Raw genomic sequence first — 25,748 nt, forward strand, 5'->3', positions numbered from 1 at the left:
TGACGAACAGGGTGCTCTTCCTCAGCCATGAGGCGTCGCGGACGGGAGCGCCAATCATGCTCCTCAGCGTACAACGCTGGCTTCGTCGCAACGATTCCGTTTCCTTCCGTACGGTGACAGCCAGTCCGGGCGAACTCACCGGTGAATTCGCCATGCTTGGCAGGGTCGACTCCGCCGAACCCGGCGACGTGCTTTATCGTGTCACAAGACGCGTCGGTATGCACCGTTTCTTGCGGTCCATTCATCTGGCCCATTTGCAGGAGAGTCTTTCGAGGGAGCGTTTCGGTCTCGTTTACGTCAATTCGATCGCTTCCGGGCGGCTGCTCGAACGATTGCCTGTCGGGGATTGCGAAGTCATCTGTCACGTCCACGAACTGGCAGGAGCCATTCGAAGCGTCGGATTGAAGAATCTCGCAGCGCTTGAACGGCGGCGGCCCCGATACATTGCGGTGTCCGACGCCGTGCGGGATTGCCTGATCGGGGAATTCGACATCGCACCGCACAGGATCCACGTTGTCGAGCCGTTCATTCCCGAGCTCGAAGACGGTTGCGCTGACGCAGAGGATGCGCGTATCAGCCTCGCGCATGAGTTGAATATCTCGCCGGACGTGAGCATCGTGTGCGGTTGCGGCACGATCGAGGCGCGAAAGGGCACGGACCTGTTCATAGAGGTCGCGCGGCAGGTCGCCGGCGGCGTCAATGGGCGGAATGTCCAGTTCTTGTGGGTTGGCGGCGCGTCGGACAAAGTCAAAAGCATGCAGGACAGGCTCAAAAGTGAGGCGCCGACCGCACCGGTGCGCTTCGTCGGGCGAAAGGCCGACGTCGATAGATATTTCGCTGCATCGGACGTCTTTCTCCTGACCTCACGGGAGGAGGCGTTCGGCCTCGTGGTTCTGGAAGCTGCCCGACGCAGCAAGCCGACCATCTGCTTCGACGCGAGCGATGCAGCGCGGAGATTTGTCGAGCCGGACGCGGGCTTCAGCGTAGCGAGATTCGATGTCGGGGAGATGAGCAGGAGGGTGATGGAGTTCCTCTCGTCCCCTTCGCTGAGGGAACAAATGGGACGTGCGGCGAGACGCAAATTTGAGACGCGTCACACTCCTGCGCAGGGCGGACGAGCGATAGCAACGCTCATCCAGGAGGCGATGGGACGAAGGAGTGGCGCAACTTCAGTGAATGCACCGCCTGGCAAGCGCGAAGTGAGAGCGGAGTAACAGCGGCGCCATGCCCGGACCGTCGATGTTCGGATTGTGCCAGCGGGAGACTGCCCCGGCCATTAGCTTTGTGCCGATACAATTATTTGTCGAGGCTTGATAGCGATCTGGCGCTCTGGTCAATATAAAGGTAGATTTAATTATTATAATGAGGCGGCAATCGTGATGTCTTCCGGCGCCAGTTTCCATGTGTATACCTGTGCTCGATCGACGGACGTCAGCACGCTCGATCGCGACCTTCGGCGTTCGCCGGCGATTGCCAGAGGTGACGTCAATCTCACGGTTCTGTGGAATCAGCCTAGCGCTTCCAGCGCCTATGCGCGGGCGATCGCAGATGCGAGAGAAGACATCCTCATCTTCGCCCATTGCGATGTTTTCTTCCCCGAATACTGGTTTGAGCGGCTCGATTGGGAAATCCGACGGCTCACGCAGCAAGATGGCCGTTGGGCCGTCGCTGGAACGAGCAGCGTCACGGCAGCGGGGGATGTGGTCGGTCGTGCGTGGGATCCCTCGCTCGCCCCATTGTTTCCGGAAACCGGAGGCATTCATGGAGGGGTACTGACGGTACCTGTACCGGTGGTCAGCGTCGATGAATTGGCGATCATTGTTCGCCGCGACTCGGGCGTATCCTTCGATCCCTTGCTGCCGGAATTTCATCTCTACGGGGCCGACATCGTCCTCGAAGCACAGAGGCTCGGCAGGTCCTGCTACGGTCTGGACATGCCGTTGATCCACAACGCCAAGGCGCAGCTATCGCTGGGCCCCGACTATGTTCGATCCTATCGCTACATGGTGCGGAAATGGCGAGATCGCCTCCCTGTCCAGACCACGTGCGGTACCATCAGCCGAAATCCGCTGGTTTTGCCGATGCGGCGCCTGCGGATGCGCTATAAGGCGATTTTCCGACGGTCAACGTATTCGACTCAGCGGGCGTCAGATCCCGGCGCGAAGTCGAGGGAATTGGGAATGGACCGGATGCTGGCTGCTTCCTTGCCGGAGATGCGCCGCCTGACGCCAGCGTGATGCAGGTGGGGGTCTTGGGGCAGGTCAGTGACCTCCCGAGCGATCATTAATCGTAAATTATCGCGATACATTTAATTGCTTGCCAAATATAATAATGCAGCGTATTAATATTTAATATTCGGATGGTCGCCCCAAGGGGCGGCGCGGCACTTGAGGGCTGTCATTGATCATCTTTAATTCAATGGCTTCGGCATAGTGAAGGGCCCGCTCTCGGGCAGGCACTGTGAGCCCGTCGGTGCAACAGGTGGGGTTAATGTCGTCGAGGAACCGCCTCCCCAACGTTGCGGTAGCGAAGGGTCCAGCGGAGCTGGAGCCCAGGCTGATGGCGAGTGCCGGTGCAGCTCCGCAACGCGCTCATCCATTCGCCATCTGGCTGTTCTTTCTCGGTGTCGTATTGCCCGGCGACATGAGCTTTCTGCTCGGGGGGGCAAAGTTTAATCCCGAACGGTTCGTTATCGCTCTGCTCCTGATTCCGGGCCTCTGTCTGTTGCTGCAGAAGGGGCGGCGGTTCGTTGCATGCGATCTGTTCGTCTTTCTGGCGTCAATGTGGATGCTGGGAGTATCCGCACAGGAGAGCCGTTCCGCCGAACTGTCGTCGGCTGGAGCGGTGACGCTCGAACTCCTCGGCGGCTATATTGTCGCGCGCGCATACATTTTCGGGCACCTGGCCGTCGCCGAGTTCGTCAAGGCCTTGAAGGTCGCTGTAGCGTTGATCGTTGCAGTCGCGATGCTCGACCAGATGTCGGGAAAGCTCGTGGTCAACGGCTTTCTGGGGCTAAACAGCGATCCGGAGTACAGGAACGGACTGATGAGGGCGGCGTCCGTCTTTCCGCACGCGATTTCTTACGGGACATTCTGCACCGCTGCCGCAGCCGTATTTTTATACTCGGAGCAACGCCGATTGGCGCAAATAGGTTGGGTCGGCGTTGCGTTCGTCGGATGCTTCCTGGCGATGTCTTCAGCCCCCATGTTGATGTTCTTCGTAGTCCTGGCGGTCTATAGCTACGACCGGCTCATGAAATCGTCTCCATGGCGATGGAAGGCGCTGGCAGCGGTCATCGGAGCCGGGCTCGTCTTCATCTACGCGACTACCAACAATCCGACGTCTTGGATCGTCGCGCACCTCACTCTCGATCCCTCGACCGGCTACTTTCGCCAGGCCACATGGGATCGAGCGTTCTACAACATCGGTTTCTCTCCCCTGGTGGGCTTTGGGTTCGGCGATATCGGCGAAGGCCAGGAATTCTTCGACAATGCCTCGGTGGACGCCGTCTGGCTGGTCATCGCGCTTCGGTTTGGTGTTCCAATCGTTGTCTTCATGCTGTTGGCCAATGTGACCTCCTTTTTCGTCGGGTTTGGACGAAAGACCGCTGGCCCGACGCTCGATCCCTACATGGACAGCGTGCGATCGGGCTTTACGCTTGCGGTGATGACGTTCGTGCTGGTCGGGCTGACCGTGCACTATTGGAACACCATGTGGATGCTCTGGGGCGCGTATATCGGAGTGCGAGCCTCTCTATACGAACACTTTCTGGGAACGAGACACATCAGTGAACTTTACTCCGCCTGGTACGCTCCGCCGGTCTATGTTCCAGCAACCGAGCGTCGGTGGTAGGTACCCATGCAGTCGTCTTTGAGAGCTGCCGTTCGGAGTTTCCTTGCCTGCTCATTTGCTGCGGGGTTGGCGTTCCACGCAGCTCACTCTTTCGCTAGGGCGGCCAACGACACGGGGGCGCCGCAGGCATCCAGCGAGCAAGGCGACGGGGCGTCCGGCGCGCCCCGTTGCGACATTCAGTATCCCGAACTGCTGAGCCGATATCGCGCTCGTCCTTCCTGGTCTGTTGCCGGGGTCGACTATTGCGTGGGCCGCCCAACGGCGATCGAGCTCAAGGACCCTGCCGCGATCTCGATGAGCGGGGTATCGGTGGATCGCAAGATGCGCATCGTCACCGTAACGGGAAACGGCATCACGCTGGATGGCTATGACTTCTCTCTCGATGGCGGCTGGGGCGTCGTTGTCCAGGGTGAGGATACGAAGATTCAGAACTCCAACTTCATTGTTGGCTCCAACGGCAACAAGCCCGTCCTTGCGGCCGTGTCGTCGTCGAACGTGACGGTCGCCTACAGCACGATTGACGGCCGCAACAACCCCGACGTCAGCGGCCTTATCGAGAGTCGTGGTTCAGGATCGTTGACGGTGCAGTATTGCTGGCTGAAGAACGCCGGCGGCGACATGGTTCAAATGCACAATGGCGGCCGGGCGGCAGGTCTCGTTCTGCGATACAACCTCATTCAGAATGCCGGCATGGCGCCTGGCGCGCACGGCGACTACACCGAGTTCATCGATGGACCGTTCACGGTGACCATCGCGTATAACACGACCGCCCAGAATGGAGGTGCGAGCCAGGGGTTCATGGTGGAGCCTGACATTGGCTCCAACCCCGGCAGGATCATCTCGGGCGAAATCGGCAACAATACGTTCACCGGCACGGTCAACGCATTCACTGGCATCACCGTCGCCGACATCGTGAACACGTTTACGGTGCACGACAACTATTTCGATCCGTCGAGGACCTCGTCGGGACTGGCATTTGGCGGTCCGATCCGCGGCGGACCCAACGACAACAGCGTCAAGTCGATCTATCTGCGCAACGTGAACATGCTCACGGGCGCCATCGTGCAGGATGCCAAGGCAGGTGGGCTATCTCATCGCTGATCGCGCGCGGCCCTGTATCGGCCTGGCTTCACCCGCGTCGGGCAGGGTCAGGAAAGAGAGCCAAGGGAGTTTTCGTCAGGTCAACGCCATGAATGAAACCACTGCGCGCCGTCAAATCAGGGTTCTCAGAACGAGCTCCGAGATCGAGCCGCTTCGAGATTTCTGGAATTCGTGCAATCCGCCTCGAGACGCGGATATCGACTTTTTCCTGTTCATCCTGGACACATATCCGCAGGTTCAACGGCCGCACGTCGTGGTCCTCTACGAAGGAGGGCTTCCCAGCGCGCTTCTCGTCGGTCGATTGGAGGTGAGCCATGTGCCGGTCAAGCTCGGGTATTTTGCTCTCCCCGTTCCCGAGTTGAGAGTGCTGCAGATCGTGCACGGCGGCTGGTTGGGCGAGATCTCCGAGCAAAACGCCAGGATGCTGCTCGAGAGCATCATGGAGTCGCTGGCAGCCGGGGAGGCCGATGCAGCCTCGTTTCATTCTCCGGAGATCAGCTCCCCCCTCGTCAAACATGCCTGCGGTCTTCCGACCTGGTGGTGCGCCGATCATCTGATCAGCCCGCAAGCTCACCGGTTGCGTGCACTTCCGGAGAAAGCTGGTTCGTTCCTGGCTGGCCTTCCGAAGAAGGGACGATACAACCAGCGCAAGCGCATCGAAGATATCGCCTGCGCTTTTGCGGAAAGCAGGATCGAGCGATTTGGCTCGTCGGCCGACCTGGATCAGTTGATGCGTGACGCGGAGACCATCGCGGCCAAGTCCTATCAGCGGGGGCTGGGTGTCGGGTTCTCGGAAACGCCGATCATCCGATCGCGCCTCCGTTTCGAGGCAAGCAAGGGCTGGCTGCGAGGATACATTCTTTACCTCGACGGCCAGCCGGCCGCTCTCTGGATCGGCTCGCTGCGCAATGGAGTCTTTCTCAGCGAGTATGTGTCCTACGATCCTGCCTACGCGAAGTATGGCCCCGGTCTCCACCTGATTCTAAGCGTACTGGAAGAGCTGCAGGCGTCGTCGAGCCGGCCGGCACGGCTGATAGACTTTGGCATCGGCGATGCCACCTACAAGGAGATGCTGGCCAACCTCTCGAGACAGGAGTCGACGGTTTACATCTTTGCCCCGCGCTTGAAGGCGGTCTGCATCAACCTCCTGCGCACCGGCGTTGGTAAGATGAATCGTCTGGCCAAGAGTTTTCTGGGGCGATCATGGCTTGCCGGAATTAAGCGAAAGTGGCGTACCGGGGTTAGCGGCCAACCGTCCTATCGGGTTCCGCCGTCATGACTTTGAAGCCCGCCGCAACAGGCCTGTGGCGAGGGAAGCTCCGCGGAGTCATGGCGGGAGATCCTGGATGTGTTGGTCACAGGAGGATCGAGCTTTTGAGCGCGAGGTCGCAATGAGCGTCTCACTCGGCGTGCTCATGCCGCTGCCACTCAACGGAATGGGAGTCGGTTATACCTGCGGTTCCCTCGCGAAGGGGATGGCGGGCGAGAATTTCGACGTGACGCTCGTGACGCCGCGGGCGCAGTGGGCGTTGCCATCGGTAAAGCTCGTCCAGGTCCTGCCGAACTGGGCGCGATACATCCCGTACCGGTACGTGCGAGGCTGGGTCGGCCGCAAAATCGAGGGTGTATTTCTCTCTTCCATTGATGAATCGCAATCGAACAGGGCTGCAGCCTATCTTTGGCCCGATGCAAGCCTGGATACGATCCAGGAGTTGAAACGGCGCGGCGTCACCGTCTTTCGTGAACAGTTCAATTGCCACACCGGGACCGCAAAGAGGATTCTTGATCAGGCGTACGAGCGGCTCGGGGTCGGTGCGGCGCATGGGATCACGTCCGAGAAGGTCGATCGTGAGGCACAAGTCCTGGCGGCGGTGGATCACGTGTTTTGTCCCAGTCCGCTGGTCGAGGCCTCATTGTTGGAGAACGGCGTACCTCGATCCAAGTTCTTGAACGCGAGCTATGGTTGGGAGCCGGCACGGCTTTCCGGAAGGCGGCCGTTACTCGCACCGCATGATGGCGTCACAGCGGTGTTCGTCGGTGCTATTTGTGTGAGGAAAGGGGCGCATCTGCTTCTGGATTACTGGGCCCGGAGCGGGGTGAAGGGAAGGCTCGTGCTTGCAGGGGAGATGGAGCCTGCCATCAAGGAGAAGTGCGCCGGCCTTCTTGCCAGGGATGATGTGATCGTATTCGACTACCTCAGAGACGTTGGCGCGCTTTATCGATCGGCCGACCTGTTCATATTCCCTTCGCTGGAGGAGGGGAGTCCCTTGGTCATGTACGAAGCGTGCGGCTCCGGACTTCCGGTCATCACGACGGAGATGGGGGCAGGACGCTTCGTGCGCGACGGTCGTGAAGGTTTTGTGCTCGATCCTTACGATGCGCCGCGTTGGGTCGAGGCCATTCGTTCGCTGGCCGGCGACCTCGAGCTTCGACGAACAATGTCCGAGGCCGCTGTCGCGCGCGCAGAACGTTTCGTCTGGGCCGAGGTCGCCAGCCAGCGCCGTCAGCAGATCAAGGAATGTCTTGGCAATGGCCTCTGATCGCGCAAAGCTTGCGGTGCTGATCGTCGGGTACCGCAATCCCGACGACATTCAGCGCTGCTTGAGGTCGCTCGCAGCGTCCGATTGGCAGGAGTTTGAAGTCTTCGTTTGCGAGAACGGTGGACGGGAAGCTTTCGAGGCCCTGGTAGATGCGCTTATCGGTCAGGAGCGAATGCTGCCATGCATTCAAGATGAAGATGATGCCGTGGATACACCCGGCGGACGGTTTGGCTCCGTCGTCAAATGCCGTTTCCAGGACCGGCCTATCATCGTTCGAATTGGACTCGCGACGGATAATCTCGGTTATGGCGGCGGGGTAAACGCCTGGCTCGAACGCCTGCTCGGCACGCGCGGCTGGGAAGCTGTGCTCGTTCTCAATCCCGATACCGAGGTCCACGATAACTGCCTGACGGAATTGATGGCCAAGGCAGATCAGGGCTTCGGAATGATTGGTGGCACCCTGGTTTTCGATCATGCGCCGGACAAGATCATCAACTATGGACTTCAATGGTCGCCCGTCACAGGCCGGGTTCTCGCCGTCGGCAGGAATTTGGCGGCGGGCACATCTCCCGCGCCTGAGGTGCTTTCACGGATCGATTCGATTAGTGGCGCCTGCGTGCTGGTCACGCGTGCGTTTATCGAGGACGTCGGATTGATGGCCGAGGACTATTTTCTCTACATGGAGGATGTGGACTGGGGGCGACGCCGCGGCAAGCACAGGATCGGCTTCGCGGAACGGGCGGTCATACGCCACGTTGGCGGCACCGCTATCGGGTCTGCGACTGATTTCAGAAAGCAGTCATTCCTTTCGGTCTATCTGTCCGCGCGCAACAGTATCCTGTTCGCGCGCCGGTGGGCCGGACGCCGGTGGGTGCTTCACCTTGGATGGGGTTTGCTGCACGCCGTCAGGTACGCTGCTATCGGCGCCCCCCTGGCCGGCAAGATTACCCTGGTCGGCCTCATGGACGGGGTACGAGGAAAGTCCGGGAAGCCCGACGCATTCATGCGATTGCCGCGGTCCATATAGGCGCTGCGTATTTCCAGCTTCGATATCTTGGGGCGAGGCTCACGCCTGCATGTTCTGCGCGGGCGGGCAACCTCAAATTGGGCGGCGCCGCGCAGGACGGGGCCGCGTGTGAGTCCGAGTAGTCCGGGGAGCGATCCGCGCTTTGCAGTCTTCGGCCCCGAACAGTCCGGTGGAATTGGTCGAACTCGCTCAAATATTCCAAATATTGTGGCGTTGGCTTGGCGTCGTGGCTTTGGTTAGGGCGGCCGGTCTACTTTGTCGCAATGACCCCTGTTATTTATTGCCATTAAGTTCATTATCGCGAAGCGAGTATTGATTCGCGGCGCAAGTTCGCTGGGCCTCCTCAGGCCATTCGATCATTGGCAAATTTGGCCGCCGGTGTCTGTGTGCCCGGTAATAATACGAGTTTCGTCCGACGCTTGCGGTGCGGTATAAATGCGTTTGGACAAACCGCGTATTTAATTCCTGTCGCGTGAGTGTGGCGGTCTGAGCCAAACATGACCCCAGCACAGCCTCGTTGTAGTCCAAAAAAAGTCCGTGGTGCTCGGTCAAGAGTCGCCTGAGCCGAGGCAATCGGCTTCTGAGGATAGCGTGCCGCTCGGGGGACCTCGTGGTTGAGCGCACGCTGTCGGATATTAAATCAGGAGAACAGGGTAGATGGCAATTAACGACGGCTCCGCAAATGCTCCAATTGGAACGCCGCAGCTTCCGAGCTTGCTCGATTCCTACGGTGCGAACCGGCCCGGATGGAATGTCGCAGGTGTGGATTACTACGTGGGGGTACCTCAGGGATTGACGCTGAAAAATCCGGCGACGATCTCGATGGCCGGGGTATCGGTGGATACGGCTAACCACATCGTCACGGTGACGGGCAGCAACGTCACGCTGTCCGGCTATGACTTCTCGCTCAACGGCGGGTGGGGCGTCGTTGTCCAGGGCGCCAATACGAAGATTCTTGATTCCAACTTCAAGGTCGGGTCCAACGGCAACATGCCGATTTTGGCGACGGCGTCGTCTTCGAATCTGACGGTCATGTCCGTCACGATTGACGGCAGCAACAGCGGCAGCGTCAGTGGCCTCATTGAAAATCGTGGTTCGGGCACGCTGACCGTGGAGTATTCCTGGCTCAAGAATGCCGGGGGCGACATGGTTCAAATGCACAATGGCGGCAAGTCGGCCGGCCTTGTCCTGGAATATAACCTGATTCAGAACGCCGGAATGGCTCCTGGTGCGCACGGCGACTACACCGAGTTCATCGATGGACCGTTTACCGCCACCATCATGTACAACACCACCACCCAGAACGGGGGCGCGAGCCAGGGCTTCATGGTGGAGCCGGACATCGGCAGCAGCGCCGGCACCATCGTCTCGGGTGAAATCGGCAACAATACACTCACCGGCAGCGTCAACGCATTCACCGGCGTCACGGTGGCGGACATCCAGAATACGTTCACCATCCACGACAACTACTTCGATCCGTCCAGCTCGTCCTCGGGACTGGCGTTCGGCGGTGTCCGGGGCGGTCCCAACGACTCCAGCGCCAAGTCGATCTATATCCACAACGTCAACATGAAGAACGGTGCCGTCCTTCAGGATGCAAATGCGCCGACATCGCCGACACCCACACCCCCGTCCGGCTCGGCTGCACCCACTATCGCCTCCTTCTCGAACGATAGCGGCATCGCTGGCGACGGCATCACGAACGACAGCACCCTCGAGCTGAAGGGCAAGGCGGCTGCCGGAAGCACGGTCAAGGTCTATGACGGCGGGACCCAGATCGGCTCGACGACTGCGGATTCGAGCGGGAATTGGGACTACATCACGAAGGTCCTGACTGACGCCAAGCATACGCTCACCGCAACGGCGACCAATTCGTCCGGGCAGACCAGCGCGGCGTCGGCTGCGTTGGCAGTCACCATTGACACCAAGGCGCCGACTGCACCGACCATTGCCAGCAACAAGGTGAACAGCGCCAATCAGGTGGTGATGTCGGGCAATGCGGAAGCGAGCAGCGTCGTAAAGGTGTTCGACGGCGCGACCCAGATCGGGACTGCGACCGCCAACAGCAGCGGCGTGTGGGCCTATACGTCCGCAGCCCTTGCGGTCGGTGCGCACAGCCTCACGGCAAAGGCAACGGACGCGGCAGGCAACACCAGCGTGGCGTCAACCGTTGTCACGGCCAGCGTCACCTCGACGTCCCCCACCACGCCGACGTCGCCCACCACCCCGACGTCGCCCACTGCCGGCACGGTGATCGAGTCGGCCGGTGCGACGCGCCTCGTCGAGAGCGGCGACAAATACTACCTCAACAGCAGCACCGGGACGGGCCCGACGCTGAAGTACAAAGGCGTGGAGTTTGTCGAGGGGTCGGATCACACCTGGGCGCCGATCGGTGCGGAGAAGACAGCCACGGGCTATCAGGTCGTCTGGAAGGAGGCGAGCACGGGTCGATACACGGCGTGGAACACCGACAACAACGGCAACTACCTCTCCCACGTGGCCTTGAGCGGCGCGGTAGGCGGCACCGTGTCAGGTACGAGCTCTGCCCTCAAATCGCTGGAGACGACCTTCCATCAGGACTTCAACGGCGACGGGCAGATCGGTGGGTCCACTACGTCCACTCCGACCACGCCAACCTCGCCGACCTCGCCAACCACACCGACGTCGCCGACTGCCGGCACGGTGATCGAATCGGCCGGTGCGACGCGCCTCGTTGAGAGTGGGGACAAATACTACCTCAACAGCAGCACCGGGACGGGCCCGACGCTGAAGTATAAGGGCGTGGAGTTTGTCGAAGGGTCAGATCACACCTGGGCCCCGATTGGTGCGGAGAAGACGGCCACCGGCTATCAGGTCGTCTGGAAGGAGGCGAGCACGGGTCAGTACACGGCGTGGAACACCGACAACAACGGAAACTACGTTTCCCACGTCAGCAGCCTCACCGGCTCCACGTCGGGCGGCACCGTGTCGGGCACGAGCTCGGGCCTCAAATCGCTCGAGACGAGCTTCCAGCAGGATCTGAACGGTGATGGACAGGTCGGCACTTCCAGCGTAACTGCCAGCGCGACCGCGTTGTCCACGACCAGCACTCAGGTCGTCGCGACGTCGAGCCCGACCGGCAACGTACAGACGAGCACGTCGAAAGACGAAGTCTTCGTTGCCAGCAGCAAGGCCGATACGTTCTCGTTTGCTGCGAATTTCGGCAATGACGTCATCAAGGGCTTCGCTGCCAGCGGACCTGCTCACGACACGATCGAGTTCAGCAAGGGCGTGTTCGACAGCTTTGCGAGCGTTCTCTCCCACGCGGCCCAATCGGGCCAGGACGTCGTCATCGCGACGGGGAGTGATACCCTCACGCTGAAGAACACCAAGCTCGATTCCTTGAGCAGCCAGGACTTCCACTTCGCGTAGGAGTCGGGCGAACCACACAGGCTAGTATTCAACAACTGCCTCGGAGGGCTCTTGGGGGAGTCCCCGGCGCAGGCGGGATTGAAGGGCGGGTGTCATGACTGACGTTGGACGGCGGGGGGTGATCCCCCCGCCTGCGAATCTTTATCGAATCCCACTTATTGTGCATTTGTCAGGACTATGGTCGGCCGGACGGCAGTGGGCCGGCGACGCGGAATTGCCGACGGGGCGGCTGGCCGGTTGGGCGAGGCGTTTGGTTGAAGCCCTCCGGCAGAAGATATTCGCTGATCGCCTGCGGGCGACGGAGGATTATGAGGGGCCGCAGTCGGAGATGTCGGCATTCCTGCGGTCTTGCCGCAGGATATTCTGGGCTCTCGCGGCCTTCAGCGGAATGAGCAATCTGCTCATGCTCACCGGTTCGTTCTTCATGCTGCAGGTCTATGATCGGGTGCTGCCCGGGCGCAGCATACCGACCTTGGTGGCCTTGATGGTTCTGGCCACGGTCCTTTACCTGTTTCAGGGTGGGCTCGATTTGGTCCGAAGCAGGATCTGCGTGCGGGTCGGCCGGTACTTTGATGAAAGGCTCGGCATTCGCATATTCGACGCGCTCGTTCGCCTGCCTTTGAAGACCAGGGCCGATGGCGACGGCCTGCAGCCGGTGCGGGACCTCGACCAGGTCCGCAGCTTCCTGTCGAGCGGCGGGCCGACTGCGCTGTTCGATCTGCCCTGGATGCCGATCTATCTGGGCGTTTGCTTTCTCTTCCACTTCTGGATCGGCGTCACTGCGCTGGCCGGCGCGCTGGTGCTCGTCGGCATTACGATCCTCACGGAAGCCCGGACGCGCGGACCGGCGAAGGCGTCCTCGCGTCTCGCAGTCTCGCGAACGGCACTGGCGCTCGAAGGCCGACGAAATGCCGAGGTTCTGCAAGCCATGGGCATGCGGCAGCAGGCGGCGTTGCGTTGGCGGGATGTCAACGCGAAGTATCTCGCGGCCCATGAGCGAGCCAGCGATGTCGCGAGCGGGCTCGGGGGCGCCTCCAAGATCTTCCGGGCGATCCTGCAATCGCTGGTTCTTGCCGTTGGCGCAGTCCTCGTCATCAACCAGGAATCGACGGCCGGCATCATCATTGCCGGATCGATCCTGACCGCGCGGGCCTTGGCGCCCGTCGAAATGGCGATTGCGAACTGGAAAGGGTTCGTTGCTGCGCGGCAATCGGGACAACGGCTCGATTCGTTGCTGAAGCTCCTGCCCGGCGAGGAGGAGCGGTTGGCATTGCCGCCTCCTGTTGAAACTCTCACGGTCGAGAATCTCTATATTGGCGCTCCAAACTCGGAGAGGCCCACCGTCAGTGACGTCTCGTTCCAGCTGCGGAGCGGGCAGGCGGTCGGCATCATTGGACCGAGCGGATCCGGCAAATCGACGCTGGCACGCGCGCTGGTGGGGGTGTGGCCGGGCATTCGAGGCCGGATCCGGCTGGACAATGCCGCGCTCGATCACTGGTCTTCCGACGCCCTCGGCAAGCACATTGGCTATCTTCCCCAGGACGTCGAATTGTTCGACGGCAGCATCGCGATGAACATTGCGAGATTCGACCCGCAGGCAACCGCCGCCGTCGTCCTGGAGGCCGCGCGTGCCGCCGGCGCGCACGACCTCGTCCTCTCCCTTCCGGACGGCTACAGCACGAAGATCGGCGAGGGTGGGCTGGCGCTGTCGGCAGGGCAGCGGCAGCGTATCGGGCTCGCGCGTGCCTTCTACGGCAAACCGTTCCTGGTCGTGCTCGATGAGCCCTCCTCCAATCTCGACGCCGACGGCGAGGAGGCGTTGACAGAGGCGATCCTGAACGTGCGTCGCCGCGGCGGGATCGTCGTCGTTGTCGCCCATCGCCCGAAGGCGCTTGAAGCCGTCGATCATGTCCTGTGCCTCGGGGAAGGCAAGGTTCAGTCTTTCGGCAAGAGAGAGGAGGTCCTCAGGAAGGTCTTGCGGAATCCCGTACCGCTCAAGGTCGTGGCGGAAGCCCATGGAGGCGGCCGATGAGCAGCCAGGTGTCACCGGCGATGCAATCCATCCAGCGTTACATGCTCGTCGGTATGATCATGTTCGGTGTGGTGACGTTCGGGATCGGCGGTTGGGCGACGACGAGCCAATTGTCCGGCGCGGTGATCGCCCAAGGCGTGGTCGTGGTGGATTCGAGCGTCAAGAAGGTCCAGCACGCCACCGGTGGGATCGTGGGCGAGTTGCGCGTGCGCCAGGGCGATCGGGTCAATGCAGGCGACGTCTTGATCCGCCTCGACGAGACCCAGACGCTCGCGAATGCGACGATCGTCACCAATAGCATCGATGAGCTGCTCGCGCGGCAGGCTCGGCTCGAGGCCGAGCGCGATGGTGCCGAGCAGGTCGTGTTTCCCAAGGTGCTGCTCGACCGCGCCAGGGAGAACAACTCCGAGGCGAGCCGTGCGATGACGGCGGAGCGGAAGCTGTTCGACCTTCGTCGTCAGGCGAGGAGCGGCCAGAAGGCGCAGTTGCAGGAGAAGAGCGCGCAGCTGGAAAACGAGATCAAGGGCTATACGGGGCAGACCGAGGCAAAGCAGAAGGAAGTCGAATTCATTCGGCAGGAGCTGGAGGGCGTGCGCAGCCTCTGGCAGAAGAATCTGGTGCCGATCACGCGGCTCAACTCCCTCGAGCGCGACTCCGCCCGCATCGAAGGCGAGCGCAGCCAGCTCGCAGGAATGATCGCGCAGTCCAAGGGCAAGATCTCCGAAATCGGGCTTCAGATCATTCAGATCGACCAGGATCTGCGGACGGAGGTCGGCAAGGACCTGATAGAAACGCGGTCGAAACTCTCCGAGCTGGGCGAACGCAAAACCGCGGCGGTCGATCAGCTGAACCGAATCGATATCAGGGCACCGCAATCCGGCCGCGTCCACGAGCTTAGCGTCCACACCGTCGGGGGGGTCATCTCGCCCGGCGAGCAGATCATGCTGATCGTGCCTGACGCGGACTCGCTCGCGGTCGAGGTCAAGATCGCACCGCGCGACATCGATCAGGTCTATGTCGGGCAGACAGCGACCATGCGGTTCGCAGCGTTCAACCAGAAGACCACGCCCGAAATCGACGGGGAGGTCAGCATGGTCTCGGCAGACATCACGCAGGATCAGCGCGCCGGCACCAGTTACTACACGGGCCGCGTCCTGCTGAAGCCGGAAGAGCTGGCGAAACTCGGCTCGGCCAAGCTGCTGCCCGGCATGCCGGTCGAGGTCTTCATCAAGACGGCAGGTCGGACCGCGCTCTCATACTTGCTCAAGCCGCTGCAGGATCAGGCGGGGCGCGCGTTCAAGGAGCGTTGAGTTGGTGCAGGATGGCTGCAGCGCTCGACTGCATGTGTTCGGGACCGGCGCCTTTCCCCTGGGCGTCGGTGTTGCGACCAGGCCCTGACGGCTCGGCCGGGCGGTCGCAGGCAAAGGGCGTGGGCCTGCCGGTCCGACTGGGGCCTGTCTCAACCCGGGCCGGTGTCTGCGATCTGGTTTGAAGGATTGGCCGCAGCATGCTGGTCATCAACGGGCCGCTGGAAATCGGGTGGAAGGAACGTGATGAGATCGTCCTCCCGATCAACTGTAGTAGATCGCGCGCCCTTCGATGGCTCGACCGCGCTGGATGCTCGTTGCCGGCAGGAGAGACGATGGGATGCTCGAACGATCGTCCGCTCAGGACATCCATGCGCCTGGCGTGAAGGCTCATTGCGACCACGAAGCCGAGTATCGAAGCTTCAGCTCCCAGAATGACGAGTAGCTCGACTGGCATGTGATCGGTCCTGCCCGAGAAAGCCCGCTGGCGCTTTCTCGCTCCAGTAAATTATTAAATCAACGATAAATTATACGCGCATAGAATAATCATCCGCCACTCCGCGGCGCGAGGCCTGTGCCCCGCCGCGTTTCGACGCACCTCCACATCAGAAGCAAGCGGCGCCGATCGCGGTTTCGCTGCATCCATCCTTCCCCATTCGTGTCTGCAAGGCGCTACCGGCGTGACTGCCGTGTCTCCAGCGATGGCCTATTTAATGGCGTTGCCATTTAAATAAAACAGAGTTAAATAAATTAAATGGTTTTGTGGGCTGGCGGGCGCGCCCGCGCCGGGCCGGCCGACACTGTGTGGCGTTCGAAGGGGGATCGGCAGATGCAGCGAACCTCGGGCCCGGCGATTGCGGTAGCCATGTTGATCGTGATCGGGGGCGTTCAGTGGGCGCGAGCGGCATTGCTCCCCATGGCAAGGGGGCCCCAAGCGAACCTTGCACGCATCGAGCTCGGGCGCCCGGTTCTTCCACCCCTTACTTACACGATGTTCTGCCTGCGCTATGAGGCCGAATGTCGCCCGCGGGGCTCCTTCCGCGGCGGGCCGATACGGCTGACCGAAAAGCGATGGACAGACCTGCGGGAGATCAATCGCACCGTCAATCTGGCGATAGAGCCGGCTCGCAACGAGCACGGTCTAGAGGGGGAGGCATGGACCATCAATCCCGCTCGTGGCGATTGCAACGATTACGCCGTGAGCAAGCGCCACGAATTGCTCCGGCGCGGCTGGCCGTCCCGCGTCCTCCTGTTGAGCGAAGTGGCTATTGGTTCCGGCGAACATCATCTGGTGCTGCTCGTGCGCACGAGTAGCGGCGACTTCGTGCTCGACAATCTCACGCCACAAGTCAAGCCGTGGTCGCGGACGCCCTATCGCTGGCTTCGCGTGCAAAGCCCGGGTCGTGGCGGGCTCTGGGCCACGGTTGGGCGCGAAGGGGTGTAACGTATCAGGGCTGGTGTGTTGAGCCTTGGCTTGCCGGAAGGCTTGCGCCTACTCATGAGCTTATTTGAGCCGCTCGAGCGAAGCTATCCTGTCTTCAAGCGCGACGATCCGGCGAAGAAGGTCGAGGCGCGACAGCCCGAGGGTCGCACGTGTCGATCCGATGACGGAAGCGGCAGCACACGGCCGCCCGGAGTCGGGAGCAAGGACGCTGAAGATGCGCAGGACGCCGTCGCCGGTCAACACATCCACCCAGCCCTCGGAAGGTGACCGCCCTGCGATCCGGCCTGGTACGCGGCCGATAAAGCGGGGAGCGTCAAGCCGCGGCGACGCGTTGGCGATGGTGAGCCGCTGTCCGTCAAGGTGGGTGAAGGCGCCGGGAAATGGTGGCGTCAGGGCGCGGATCAGCCGATCGATGATATCGGTCGGCTGCCGCCAGTCTATCTCTCCATCGTCCGGAACACGAGCGCAGCCGTAGGAGGTGTGGTCGGCATTCTGAGACGTCCCCTGGTAGCCGGCAATCGCTTCGATGACGACCCTGCCGAGCTCACGTTCCTGGATTGCGTTGAGGCGCTCGTAGAGCGAGGTCACCGTGTCGTTCGCGCCGATCGGGATCGCCTGCTGAAACAGCAGATTGCCGCCATCAAGATCCGGGATCACGAGGTGAATGCTGATCCCGGCAGTCGTCTCGCCATTGATGAGTGCCCAGTTGACGTTGGCGCGACCGCGATATTGCGGCAGAAGCGAATAGTGCACGTTGACGAAGCGACACGATGCAAGAATGTGCGGCGGGATGATCCGATCGAACGAGGAAATCACGACGGCCGCCGGGCGTGCGTCCGCGATGACGTTCTGAAGTTGGGCCAATTCCTGCATTTCCGTGAGCGGGATGGCGCGGGCTTGCGCAAAAGCCCTCAACTCCTCCGTATCGGGCTGGCCCGGTTTTCGGAAGATCTGGACCACGCGGCACCGCGCTGCCAACGAGCGAAGCGCCGTGAAGCCCGTCGGTCCGTCCGCGAGGAGCACGACATCGGGCTGCGGCCGCTCTGTCATGTCACCCCTGCCATGGTACGAGCTGGGCGAAACCATCCCGCGCAATGGCACCGCCGCGGCGCACCCATTCGGCCGCGCGCAACCCGCCAGTCTGCAATCGTACGATCGCCTCGGGACCAATCTCCGACAGCAGAATGCCCATATGGCCCTGTCCGACGGATAGTGTGGGCCAGACCGCAAGTTCATTCACGGCCAGCGCCGCTCGATCGATGTCGCCCCAGAACTGCACGACGACGGTGCCGGCTGACGCGCATGCGGCCAGATGGGCAGCCTCCGCCTGGCCGACGCGCGGCGCGTCCGCTGGTTGCAAGGCGACGACGAAGGCATCCCATTCGCCTGGATGAACCGCCGCAACGCTGTTGAACGTCTCGACGTTTGCCCCAAGGCTTGCCAACCCGGCGTGCAGCGGAGCAAGAAAGTCATTGTCGCAGAGCAGGGCGATCCTGTTGCCGAGGACGGCCAGACCGCAGTCGTGCAACTGCTTCACGGCGAGCGGGCCGAGGAACGAGAAGACATTGACGGCGGGGTGCCGCTCGTTGACGCCGACCACCGGGATCTTGCGCCGTGCGCACGCTTCGATATCCAGGTCCTCACGACGAAATTCCCAGGCCTCGAACATCAAGGCGATCGCGCAGTCGTCGCGCAGCTGGGCGATCAGCGCAGCTGTAAGAGGCCGAAGATGGCCACTGTTGGTGACGATGTCGACCTCGTGAAGCACCTCTGGACCGATCTTCTCCACGATCTCGATACGATCAGCGACGCCCAGGGGGATTGCCAACTCCAAAGTCTCCCTCTTGGCGTCGGACACTGTCCCGTGGCGGCTCGGTTTCGCGAACGCGTAGACGTGCTTGGCTCCGGCCATTGCAGCGAGGACTGGGGTCACGGCATAAGCACCGGTCGCGGCTTCGGTCAGCACAGTCATTCCCGACATGTCCAATCCCGTCTCCGCGACGGCGAGCTTCATCAGCGCTCGCAACCGAACAGACGAGAAGCCTGGCTTGCGGGGAGCTCTCGTATCCGCGTCGCCGGATCGCAATTGCGCGACGGTTGTTCCGCTCCCGGTCATTGATTGATCCCGTTGTTGTCGCTGGAAGACGCCGGCTTCATGAGGCTTTCGACCGCTGGGCTCCGGATATCCGATCATGCGTTGCCGGAGCACGTTGCGGAGCGGGCCGGGTCTGAGTGCACGAAGACGATCCTGCCAGCTCATTCGCCGATCCATGAGCTTGCCGCCCTCGCGGCCCAATAGCCCACACCGCGGCGCGTCGTCGTGTCGTAAATTGGATGCAAGGAAGGCGCGAGCAGGCGGCAGGTGCCCGGATTCCACTGTCATATTCGTTGCGCACTGCGCCGCCTCGGTAAGGCCGCCGCGCGACGAGTGAAGCTGGAAATCGACGCAATTCCGCGGACTCCGATTGCCGCGGCTTGTGCTGCTTTTCGCCCCAAGCCACCGGCCCTCTCATTGAATGTCATATTAAATTCTGGAGCTAAAATGTCAAATTAAATAACTTGGGTAAAAATTAACCAATTTAAGTTGCGCGACGCGCTGGCGCGCGTTAACATGAAAATGGCTGGATCATGGAGGGTGATGTCGATGGCTCAGCTCGATACCGAGAATGAAGATCGGCGTGAATTCCTGAAGAGCTGCGGAAAGTTCGCAGCCGTAACCCCTCCGGCGATGACGCTGTTGCTTTCCACCTCGTTGACCTCTGCGGCCATTGCCGGTTCCGGCGGACGGTCTGTGCGGGGCAACAATGGCTTCGGCAACCGGGGAAATGACGGCAGCCCTAACGGGAAACAGGACGTTAGCCGTTAAAGGTCGAGCCTGGAGGCAAAGGAAGAGCCTGCCCGCTGGCGACGAACGCCGGTCGGTCAATGCAGGCTTAGGTCAATTGCAGGCTCAGCCGGTTCGGCGGCGCCTTTGTCCTGATGCGCGGTCAATCAGGAGATCGTTCAGCTTCTTGCCGGCTCGAAGCTGAGCCTTCAGCCATCGCGGCTGCTTGCCGCGCCCCGACCAAGTTTCGGACGGATTCTTGGGGTTCTGGTATTTAGGTAGTACCGGGGGGTAGGGGCGGCGCGGACGTTCCTGGGTCTGGGCCGGAGCGGCCGTTCCCTCGATCCTGCGAAGCCTCTCTTCGAGCTTGGCTTTTTCCGCAGTCATCCTTCGACTAAGAACAGCCGTGACCTCATCGTAAAGTCCCCACAGCTCGGCTGTGGTCATGGATGCCCAGTCGTCGTTCCCCATCGAAGCCGTCCCAACTCCCCCCAACCAAAACAGCAGGGGGATTATCAGGTCGAGCCCGGGTCCGGCAAGCACGATCCACTCGCGCGGCGGCGCCAGTGTGCAATGCGGTGCTCGGTGTTAACGGATCATCCCGTGCCTCCGATCGGGCGGTCGATTCCCTGGCGCTCTCCGCCTGTGGGCTCGTCGCCTGGGCGAAAGCAATCGCTGCTCGGCCTTCAACACGCGACTACGCAAGTTCTGCAATTCGGCAAATTGAACGATCAGAGCCTGATGAGTTTCACGCAAAACAATCGAAGAATACATGTGACCACCTACTCATTGCCAACGATGCCTCCCGTGACCGCGCATTGAAGTTGCTGAATTGACGAAGATGCAGCTCCAACCTGGGTGACCGGTTTTCATCGGCGCTACAGGACTGCGAAACGCAGCCATTCTCGTGCTGGAATCCCAGCTTCGCTTCGATGGATAGTATTACCTTTGTCCTCCCTCTCGGAGGCGAACTCTTATGATGGCCTCCCTTTCACCGAAATTCCGTCGAATGTTAGATTTAAATCGTGAGCGTCCAATATATCGTTCGTGATGGAGACGGCAACGATTTAATTCGCTGTCGACCATAATATCAAGGTCGGAGATCGGGGCGTCGATGACGTTTCCCTGAGGAAATTGGCCGATCCAATCCATCGGGCGCTCTCGCAAGAAGGTTCCATTCTCGGAACTCGCGGTCTTGGATTTTACGCGGGAACCCGCATTTCCGCAGTGCGGCGCGGCCTCGCAAAGTCCTCGCGGCATTGGCGATTTTGCAGGCCGAGTTTGCATGCGGTGTCTCGCGAGCCGGGGTTCAATCGGGCAGCATCGGTATCCAGCCGGCTGAATTGACGACGCTTTCGCGCCTTCCGGAGCACGCAAGCACGGTCGCTCGGGTGCCAGATGCTCAACCATGTCGCGTCAGGCATGTTGCGTCAGGCCCCGTTCGACCTCGGCAAACCTCGAGAGGTTGAGCCGCCCACCTTGACGGCTTGGCTGTTGTGGCGGCCGCCAACTCGTCCTGATCGGGGCTGGATGCCCTGAGGTCGGGCTTTCACGGACGCAACCGAGCCTGCGCTTGTCCGGATTAAGTATGGATTGAACGCGTCAGGTTGCGGATCGTCACTCAAATCCGGGCGGCAACGTTCGGAAGTCGAGGAAAGGGCAGGGAAATTGCGCGCGAGCCGTCGCCGCGCGCGTTCCGGAATTTCCCGCCGGGGTGAAGAAAATTCTTGGCTGAAAGCCTATTTAATATATAATGCTGGAAATTAAATTTTAAATCCAGGAGAGCGCATCGTGACCCGGGACGGCAACGAAGACGACGACCGGCGGGCGTTTTTGAAAACATGCGGAAGATTTGCGGTCGTAACACCCCCCGCGATGACCCTGCTTCTATCCACGTCCCTGACTTCAACAGCCATCGCAAGTTCGGGCGGCCTGCATGCAAGGTCGCAGAGCGACAATGGGCGGTCGTTCTTCGATAACGATCGGTCTTCCGAGGCAGGGCCGGGAGGCTCCAGCGGCGGGGCGTCAGGCGGTGGTGGGGGGGCGCCCGGCGGTCGCCCCGCTACGTCATCCCGTCCCGCAGGGACCTCCGGCGGCGGATCCGGCGGTAGCATCGGGCCCCGAGGTGGCGGAGGAAGCGCCAACGGGCCTTCCGCAACCGGTGGCAGCTCTGGAATTCCAAGCGCCAATGGCGGGGTCGATTGTGCGGATGAAGAGAACGAGGAAAAGCGCAGGGCCGATTGCCCCCGCGTCAGCACTCGGATTTCGAGCGCAACCGACACCGGCCGGTAGTGGTCTTCTCGGTCCATGATCGGACCTCGTAGGCTGCTGCACCGGTAACGTCAGGCACTATGCGGTTGTCCCGGTTCACGAGACCGAGCTTCGGGACCTTATCATCTTGTCAGTGGTGCTCGAGCTAAACTTCCTTGCCCGTCACCGGCGGCAAGCCGTTCATCTGATCGAACGTTTCCGTTCGCGATGCAAATGAGAACCTGGAGGCGCCGCGAGCGAGCCGCCAGGTCTCAAGCAGAGTCTCGATCACGCCGCGGTCGACGCCTTGGCGTTGACGCCCTTGCGCAGCGCCACCGTGTTCAGCTTGGTGTTGGCGGCCTTCTCTTCGTTCAGGTTGGTGGTGAGGAAGCGCACGATGTCGTCGTGGCCGAGCTCCTCGGCCCAGGCGATCAGCGTGCCGTAGCGGCAAATTTCGTAGTGCTCCACGGCCTGTGCGTTCGCCACGATCGCGGCATCCAGCACGGCCTTGTCCTCGATCTCGCCGGCGGTCTCGTCGGCTTCCTTGATGAGGCCGTCGATGGCCGGACAATGAGTGCCGCTCGGCTCCTTGCCGAGTTTCGCGAACACCTTGTCGAGGCGCTCGACCTGCTTGGTGGTCTCTTCCAGATGGGCTTTCAGCCCGGCGACGAGGTCCCTGTTGGTCGCCTTATCGATCATCTTCGGCAGCGCCTTCAGGATCTGCTGCTCCGCGTAATAGATGTCCTGGAGCCCGTGCAGCAGCAGGTCTTCCATCGATTTGATGTCCTTGGTGAAGAATCCCATAAAAGCCGTCTCCTTTTCACTATGATGGCGGTGGAACGCCGTGCGGCCGTGGCTGTTCCATCCTGTGTGCAGATCGGGAGAGCCGAATGAGCGATGGAGTGGATCATCTTGCGGGGCTGCTCGGACGTGCGGCGATGGACGTGTGGGGCGACATGCCCCGCGACATCCAGGAAGCGTTGTTCGAGACCGCCATGAAGGGGCGCCCGACGGAGCGTGAGGAGCTCGCCCGGTTGCTGCACGAGCGGCACCCGCGCACGCTTCATCCGGCCCCGCCAGCCTGACGCAGCATCGCAGGAACGATCGCGCGAGCTCCTGATTGGTGAAATGGGTCGCACGCCTCCGAGCGGCCTCGAATGAAGCTCCGGGAGGCGCATTGCCCAACCGTGTCCGATTTGTGAGCCGACCGACGTGACTGAGATGAACATCGGAAAGTGGTACGACCCGCTCACGGAGCGCTGGATCGTGCCTCGCCAAACCCACAACATCGCCGCTCTTGAGCGGTCGAGCGCAGAGAAGGTGCCCGGAGCCCACAAGAGAGCAGAGACGCAGCGGATCTGGGACCTGCTGGTCGATTGCTGCGCACGTGGATGATGCCGATCCCGGCGGCCTGACGCCTTGGTTCAGCCGAGCGCAGGTGCGCGGCGGGTATCGAGCTGGATTGCCGTTCGGCGTGCTCCCGTCGTCGATGCGGTGAAGCAGTCCGCGGCTCCTCGTGCGCAAGGCAGGTCGGCGTTTACGTCAACCCTGATCTCGACGACGTCCGCAGCGGATCGGTGTATTACCGCCCGACTCCAGAGCGGCGCCGGAACGAGGATCAGACGATGGACGATACGATTGGCTTCCCCGACCCCGGTCTCGACCTGTCGGACGGCTTCAAGCCGCACACCTCGCATTGGGGGGTGTTCTCCGCGCGTCAGGGTGCGGCCGGGCTGGAGGTCAGGGCCTATGCGGGCGATCCCGATCCGAACGGCATCATAGACAATTTCCCCGGCGCGCTCCGCCACCAGGCGCGCATCGCCCAGCCCGCGATCCGCCGCGGCTGGCTGGAGCGGGGGCCCGGCCCGGACGATCGCCGCGGCCGCGACGAGTTCGTCTCCGTCAGCTGGGAGAAGGCGCTCGATCTCCTGGGGGACGAACTGACGCGCATCCGCGACACGCGCGGGCCGGGCGCCGTGTTCGGCGGCTCCTATGGCTGGTCGAGTGCCGGTCGCTTTCATCACGCCCAGAGCCAGGTGCATCGCTTCCTCAACATCGCGATGGGCGGCTATGTGCGTTCGGTCAACACCTATTCCTCCGGTGCGTCCTCGGTGCTGTTGCCGCAGATCCTCGCCGGCTATGAGGACATCACCAGGCGCAACGTCACCTGGGAGCAGATCGCCGGCAGCACCGAGATCGTGCTGGCGTTCGGCGGCATGGCGTTGAAGAACTCCATGGTCGCCGGCGGCTCGATCAGCAAGCATGTCGAGCGCGGCGCGATGGCGGCGGCGCGCCGGCGCGGCTGCGAGTTCGTCCTGGTCAGCCCGCTCCGCGACGACCTGCCGGTCGAGGCCGGCGCCGAATGGATGACCTGCCTGCCCGGCACCGACACGGCGCTGATGCTGGGCATCGTCCACACGCTCGTCGCGGAAAACCTCCACGACCAGGCCTTCCTCGATCGTTACACCGAGGGCTGGCCGGTCTTCCTGCGCTATCTCACCGGCGAGAGCGACGGGCAGGCCAAGCACGCCGAATGGGCCGCCGCGATCTGCGGGCTCGAGGCGGACACGATCCGCAAGCTGGCGCGGCGTCTTGCCGGCAAGCGCGCGCTCATCACCGTCTCCCATTCGCTCCAGCGTGCCGAGCATGGCGAGCAGCCGGTGTGGATGGGCATGGTGCTGGCGGCGGCGCTCGGACAGATCGGTCTTGCCGGCGGCGGCTACGCCTATTCGCTGGGCGCGATCGGCTATTACGGCCGCCGCGTCAACGACGTGCCGGCTCCGACGCTGGGCCAGGGCCGCAATGGCGTTTCCGATTTCATCCCGGTGGCGCGCATCGCCGACATGCTGCTCAATCCGGGCACGACGTATCGCTACAATGGCGAGACGCGCACCTATCCGGACATTCGCCTCGTCTACTGGGCCGGCGGCAACCCGTTCCATCATCATCAGGACCTCAACCGCCTGCGCAAGGCGTTTGCGAAAGTCGACACGCTGGTCGTGCACGAACTCGCCTGGACCGCCACCGCCCGTCACGCCGACATCGTGCTGCCGGCGACGATGACGCTGGAGCGCGAAGACATCGGCTATTCCACCAACGATCCCCTGATGGTGGCCATGCACCGGATCGCCGAGCCGTTTGGCCTTTCGCGCGACGACTACGACATCTTTGCCGACCTCGCCGAGCGTCTCGGGGCGCGCGAGCCATTTACGGAAGGCCGCACCTCACGCCAGTGGCTCGAACATCTCTATGAGCCGACCCGCGCCTCGCTTGCCAGGCGTGGCCTGGAGGCGCCCGGCTTCGACGAGTTCTGGCGACGCGGCAGCCTGGTCGTGCCGCAGCAGCCCGACGACGGCGGCAGGCTGCGCCGCTTCCGGGAGGATCCCGTCAATCACGCGCTGCCGACGCCGAGCGGACGCATCGAGATATATTCGGCGAAGATTGCGGCCCATGGCGATCCGGATTGTCCCGGCCATCCGGTCTGGCTCGACAAGACCGATCTGCCCAGGCCGGGAGCGCCGTGCTTCCTCGTCGCCAACCAGCCGGTGACGCGCCTGCACAGCCAGCTCGATTTCGGCGGGCATTCGCTCGCCGCCAAGCACCGCGGCCGCGAGGTCGCGCGCATGAACCCGGTCGATGCGGATGCACGCGGCATCGAGGACGGCGACATCATCCGCCTGTTCAACGAGCGCGGCGCATGCCTCGCCGCGGTCCACGTCACCGACGGCATCGCGCCCGGCGTGGTCCAGCTGCCCACGGGCGCCTGGTACGATCCGATGGATCCCGAAGACGAGGCGCCGCTCTGCGTTCACGGCAATCCGAACGTGCTCACCCGCGATATCGGCACCTCATCCCTGGCGCAGGGCTGCACCGGTCAGTTGACGACCGTCGAGGTGGAGAAGTTCACGGGCAATCTGCCGCCGATCCGCGCGTTCGATCCGGTGTAGGCGGCGGCAAGGC

18 protein-coding genes are annotated in these 25,748 nt (G+C 62.0%); 14 read left to right on the top strand and 4 right to left on the bottom strand.

Going from position 1 to position 25,748, the window contains the following annotated elements:
• The first annotated feature begins 56 nt into the window (after positions 1–56).
• The 11 genes from AX729_RS29150 (at position 57) to AX729_RS29200 (ending at position 16,714) form a co-directional block, all read left to right on the top strand.
• Positions 57–1,214: a glycosyltransferase family 4 protein gene (locus tag AX729_RS29150; RefSeq protein WP_197433698.1), complete on the top strand. Its 1,158-nt coding sequence runs from the start codon at positions 57–59 to the stop codon at positions 1,212–1,214.
• 165 nt (positions 1,215–1,379) lie between these two features.
• Entirely contained in the window at positions 1,380–2,237 is an 858-nt protein-coding gene (locus AX729_RS29155) for a glycosyltransferase family 2 protein (protein WP_061027637.1), read from the top strand.
• A gap of 322 nt (positions 2,238–2,559) precedes the next feature.
• Positions 2,560–3,852, top strand: coding sequence for an O-antigen ligase family protein (locus AX729_RS29160; RefSeq protein ID WP_156457272.1), 1,293 nt, complete (start codon positions 2,560–2,562; stop codon positions 3,850–3,852).
• Between the two features lie 6 nt (positions 3,853–3,858).
• Positions 3,859–4,953: a hypothetical protein gene (locus AX729_RS29165; RefSeq protein ID WP_156457273.1), complete on the top strand. Its 1,095-nt coding sequence runs from the start codon at positions 3,859–3,861 to the stop codon at positions 4,951–4,953.
• Positions 4,934–6,232, top strand: a complete 1,299-nt coding sequence (locus AX729_RS29170; RefSeq protein ID WP_197433699.1) for a GNAT family N-acetyltransferase — start codon at positions 4,934–4,936, stop codon at positions 6,230–6,232. The genes AX729_RS29165 and AX729_RS29170 overlap by 20 nt, the downstream gene beginning before the upstream one ends.
• Before the next feature lie 112 nt (positions 6,233–6,344).
• Complete coding sequence (locus tag AX729_RS29175) at positions 6,345–7,493, top strand: glycosyltransferase family 4 protein (protein ID WP_197433700.1); 1,149 nt, start codon at positions 6,345–6,347, stop codon at positions 7,491–7,493.
• Positions 7,483–8,520: a glycosyltransferase family 2 protein gene (locus tag AX729_RS29180; RefSeq protein ID WP_061027642.1), complete on the top strand. Its 1,038-nt coding sequence runs from the start codon at positions 7,483–7,485 to the stop codon at positions 8,518–8,520. The genes AX729_RS29175 and AX729_RS29180 overlap by 11 nt, the downstream gene beginning before the upstream one ends.
• Before the next feature lie 657 nt (positions 8,521–9,177).
• The gene (locus AX729_RS29185; protein ID WP_245325442.1) at positions 9,178–11,931 is read left to right on the top strand and encodes an Ig-like domain-containing protein; all 2,754 of its coding nucleotides are present in this window, start codon (positions 9,178–9,180) and stop codon (positions 11,929–11,931) included.
• Positions 11,932–12,259: 328 nt separating this feature from the next.
• Positions 12,260–13,963 carry a type I secretion system permease/ATPase gene (locus tag AX729_RS29190; protein ID WP_061027658.1) on the top strand — a complete coding sequence of 568 codons (1,704 nt, stop codon included), beginning with the start codon at positions 12,260–12,262 and terminating at the stop codon, positions 13,961–13,963.
• A complete protein-coding gene (locus AX729_RS29195) occupies positions 13,960–15,273 on the top strand; it encodes an HlyD family type I secretion periplasmic adaptor subunit (RefSeq protein WP_061027643.1) in 1,314 nt (437 codons plus the stop codon). Before AX729_RS29190 ends, AX729_RS29195 begins: the two co-directional genes overlap by 4 nt.
• A gap of 862 nt (positions 15,274–16,135) precedes the next feature.
• The gene (locus AX729_RS29200; RefSeq protein WP_245325443.1) at positions 16,136–16,714 is read left to right on the top strand and encodes a transglutaminase-like cysteine peptidase; all 579 of its coding nucleotides are present in this window, start codon (positions 16,136–16,138) and stop codon (positions 16,712–16,714) included.
• A gap of 60 nt (positions 16,715–16,774) precedes the next feature.
• On the opposite strand, the gene AX729_RS29205 is transcribed toward AX729_RS29200, so the two are convergent.
• Positions 16,775–17,764: a methionyl-tRNA formyltransferase gene (locus AX729_RS29205; protein WP_061027644.1), complete on the bottom strand. Its 990-nt coding sequence runs from the start codon at positions 17,762–17,764 to the stop codon at positions 16,775–16,777.
• A gap of 1 nt (position 17,765) precedes the next feature.
• Positions 17,766–18,728 (bottom strand): hypothetical protein, encoded by a 963-nt coding sequence (locus tag AX729_RS29210; protein WP_061027645.1) that lies wholly within the window; start codon positions 18,726–18,728, stop codon positions 17,766–17,768.
• 624 nt (positions 18,729–19,352) lie between these two features.
• Here AX729_RS29210 and AX729_RS29220 point away from each other — a divergent pair.
• Positions 19,353–19,580, top strand: coding sequence for a hypothetical protein (locus AX729_RS29220; RefSeq protein WP_245325446.1), 228 nt, complete (start codon positions 19,353–19,355; stop codon positions 19,578–19,580).
• A gap of 84 nt (positions 19,581–19,664) precedes the next feature.
• Here the strand turns inward: AX729_RS29220 and AX729_RS29225 are convergent, their stop codons facing one another.
• Positions 19,665–20,009: an H-NS histone family protein gene (locus tag AX729_RS29225; RefSeq protein ID WP_061027661.1), complete on the bottom strand. Its 345-nt coding sequence runs from the start codon at positions 20,007–20,009 to the stop codon at positions 19,665–19,667.
• A gap of 2,067 nt (positions 20,010–22,076) precedes the next feature.
• Entirely contained in the window at positions 22,077–22,592 is a 516-nt protein-coding gene (locus AX729_RS29230) for a YciE/YciF ferroxidase family protein (protein WP_061027647.1), read from the bottom strand.
• Between the two features lie 86 nt (positions 22,593–22,678).
• Between AX729_RS29230 and AX729_RS29235 the strand changes: the two genes are divergently transcribed.
• Entirely contained in the window at positions 22,679–22,873 is a 195-nt protein-coding gene (locus tag AX729_RS29235) for a hypothetical protein (RefSeq protein WP_061027648.1), read from the top strand.
• A 540-nt stretch (positions 22,874–23,413) separates the two neighbouring features.
• Positions 23,414–25,735: a molybdopterin guanine dinucleotide-containing S/N-oxide reductase gene (locus tag AX729_RS29240; protein WP_061027649.1), complete on the top strand. Its 2,322-nt coding sequence runs from the start codon at positions 23,414–23,416 to the stop codon at positions 25,733–25,735.
• Positions 25,736–25,748: the final 13 nt, after the last annotated feature.

The organism is Bradyrhizobium sp. CCH5-F6 (assembly GCF_001556045.1).
Lineage (GTDB): Bacteria > Pseudomonadota > Alphaproteobacteria > Rhizobiales > Xanthobacteraceae > Bradyrhizobium.

Bases quoted from the DNA above. Each gene is read 5' to 3' on its own strand.
- AX729_RS29190 (WP_061027658.1), top strand. From the start codon at position 12,260: ATGTCGGCATTCCTGCGGTCTTGCCGCAGGATATTCTGGGCTCTCGCG.
- AX729_RS29160 (WP_156457272.1), top strand. From the start codon at position 2,560: ATGGCGAGTGCCGGTGCAGCTCCGCAACGCGCTCATCCATTCGCCATC.
- AX729_RS29240 (WP_061027649.1), top strand. From the start codon at position 23,414: ATGGACGATACGATTGGCTTCCCCGACCCCGGTCTCGACCTGTCGGAC.
- AX729_RS29175 (WP_197433700.1), top strand. From the start codon at position 6,345: ATGAGCGTCTCACTCGGCGTGCTCATGCCGCTGCCACTCAACGGAATG.
- AX729_RS29230 (WP_061027647.1), bottom strand. From the start codon at position 22,592: ATGGGATTCTTCACCAAGGACATCAAATCGATGGAAGACCTGCTGCTG.
- AX729_RS29225 (WP_061027661.1), bottom strand. From the start codon at position 20,009: ATGGGGAACGACGACTGGGCATCCATGACCACAGCCGAGCTGTGGGGA.
- AX729_RS29195 (WP_061027643.1), top strand. From the start codon at position 13,960: ATGAGCAGCCAGGTGTCACCGGCGATGCAATCCATCCAGCGTTACATG.
- AX729_RS29210 (WP_061027645.1), bottom strand. From the start codon at position 18,728: ATGAAGCTCGCCGTCGCGGAGACGGGATTGGACATGTCGGGAATGACT.
- AX729_RS29205 (WP_061027644.1), bottom strand. From the start codon at position 17,764: ATGACAGAGCGGCCGCAGCCCGATGTCGTGCTCCTCGCGGACGGACCG.
- AX729_RS29235 (WP_061027648.1), top strand. From the start codon at position 22,679: ATGAGCGATGGAGTGGATCATCTTGCGGGGCTGCTCGGACGTGCGGCG.
- AX729_RS29185 (WP_245325442.1), top strand. From the start codon at position 9,178: ATGGCAATTAACGACGGCTCCGCAAATGCTCCAATTGGAACGCCGCAG.
- AX729_RS29200 (WP_245325443.1), top strand. From the start codon at position 16,136: ATGTTGATCGTGATCGGGGGCGTTCAGTGGGCGCGAGCGGCATTGCTC.
- AX729_RS29220 (WP_245325446.1), top strand. From the start codon at position 19,353: ATGTCGATGGCTCAGCTCGATACCGAGAATGAAGATCGGCGTGAATTC.
- AX729_RS29165 (WP_156457273.1), top strand. From the start codon at position 3,859: ATGCAGTCGTCTTTGAGAGCTGCCGTTCGGAGTTTCCTTGCCTGCTCA.
- AX729_RS29180 (WP_061027642.1), top strand. From the start codon at position 7,483: ATGGCCTCTGATCGCGCAAAGCTTGCGGTGCTGATCGTCGGGTACCGC.
- AX729_RS29155 (WP_061027637.1), top strand. From the start codon at position 1,380: ATGTCTTCCGGCGCCAGTTTCCATGTGTATACCTGTGCTCGATCGACG.
- AX729_RS29150 (WP_197433698.1), top strand. From the start codon at position 57: ATGCTCCTCAGCGTACAACGCTGGCTTCGTCGCAACGATTCCGTTTCC.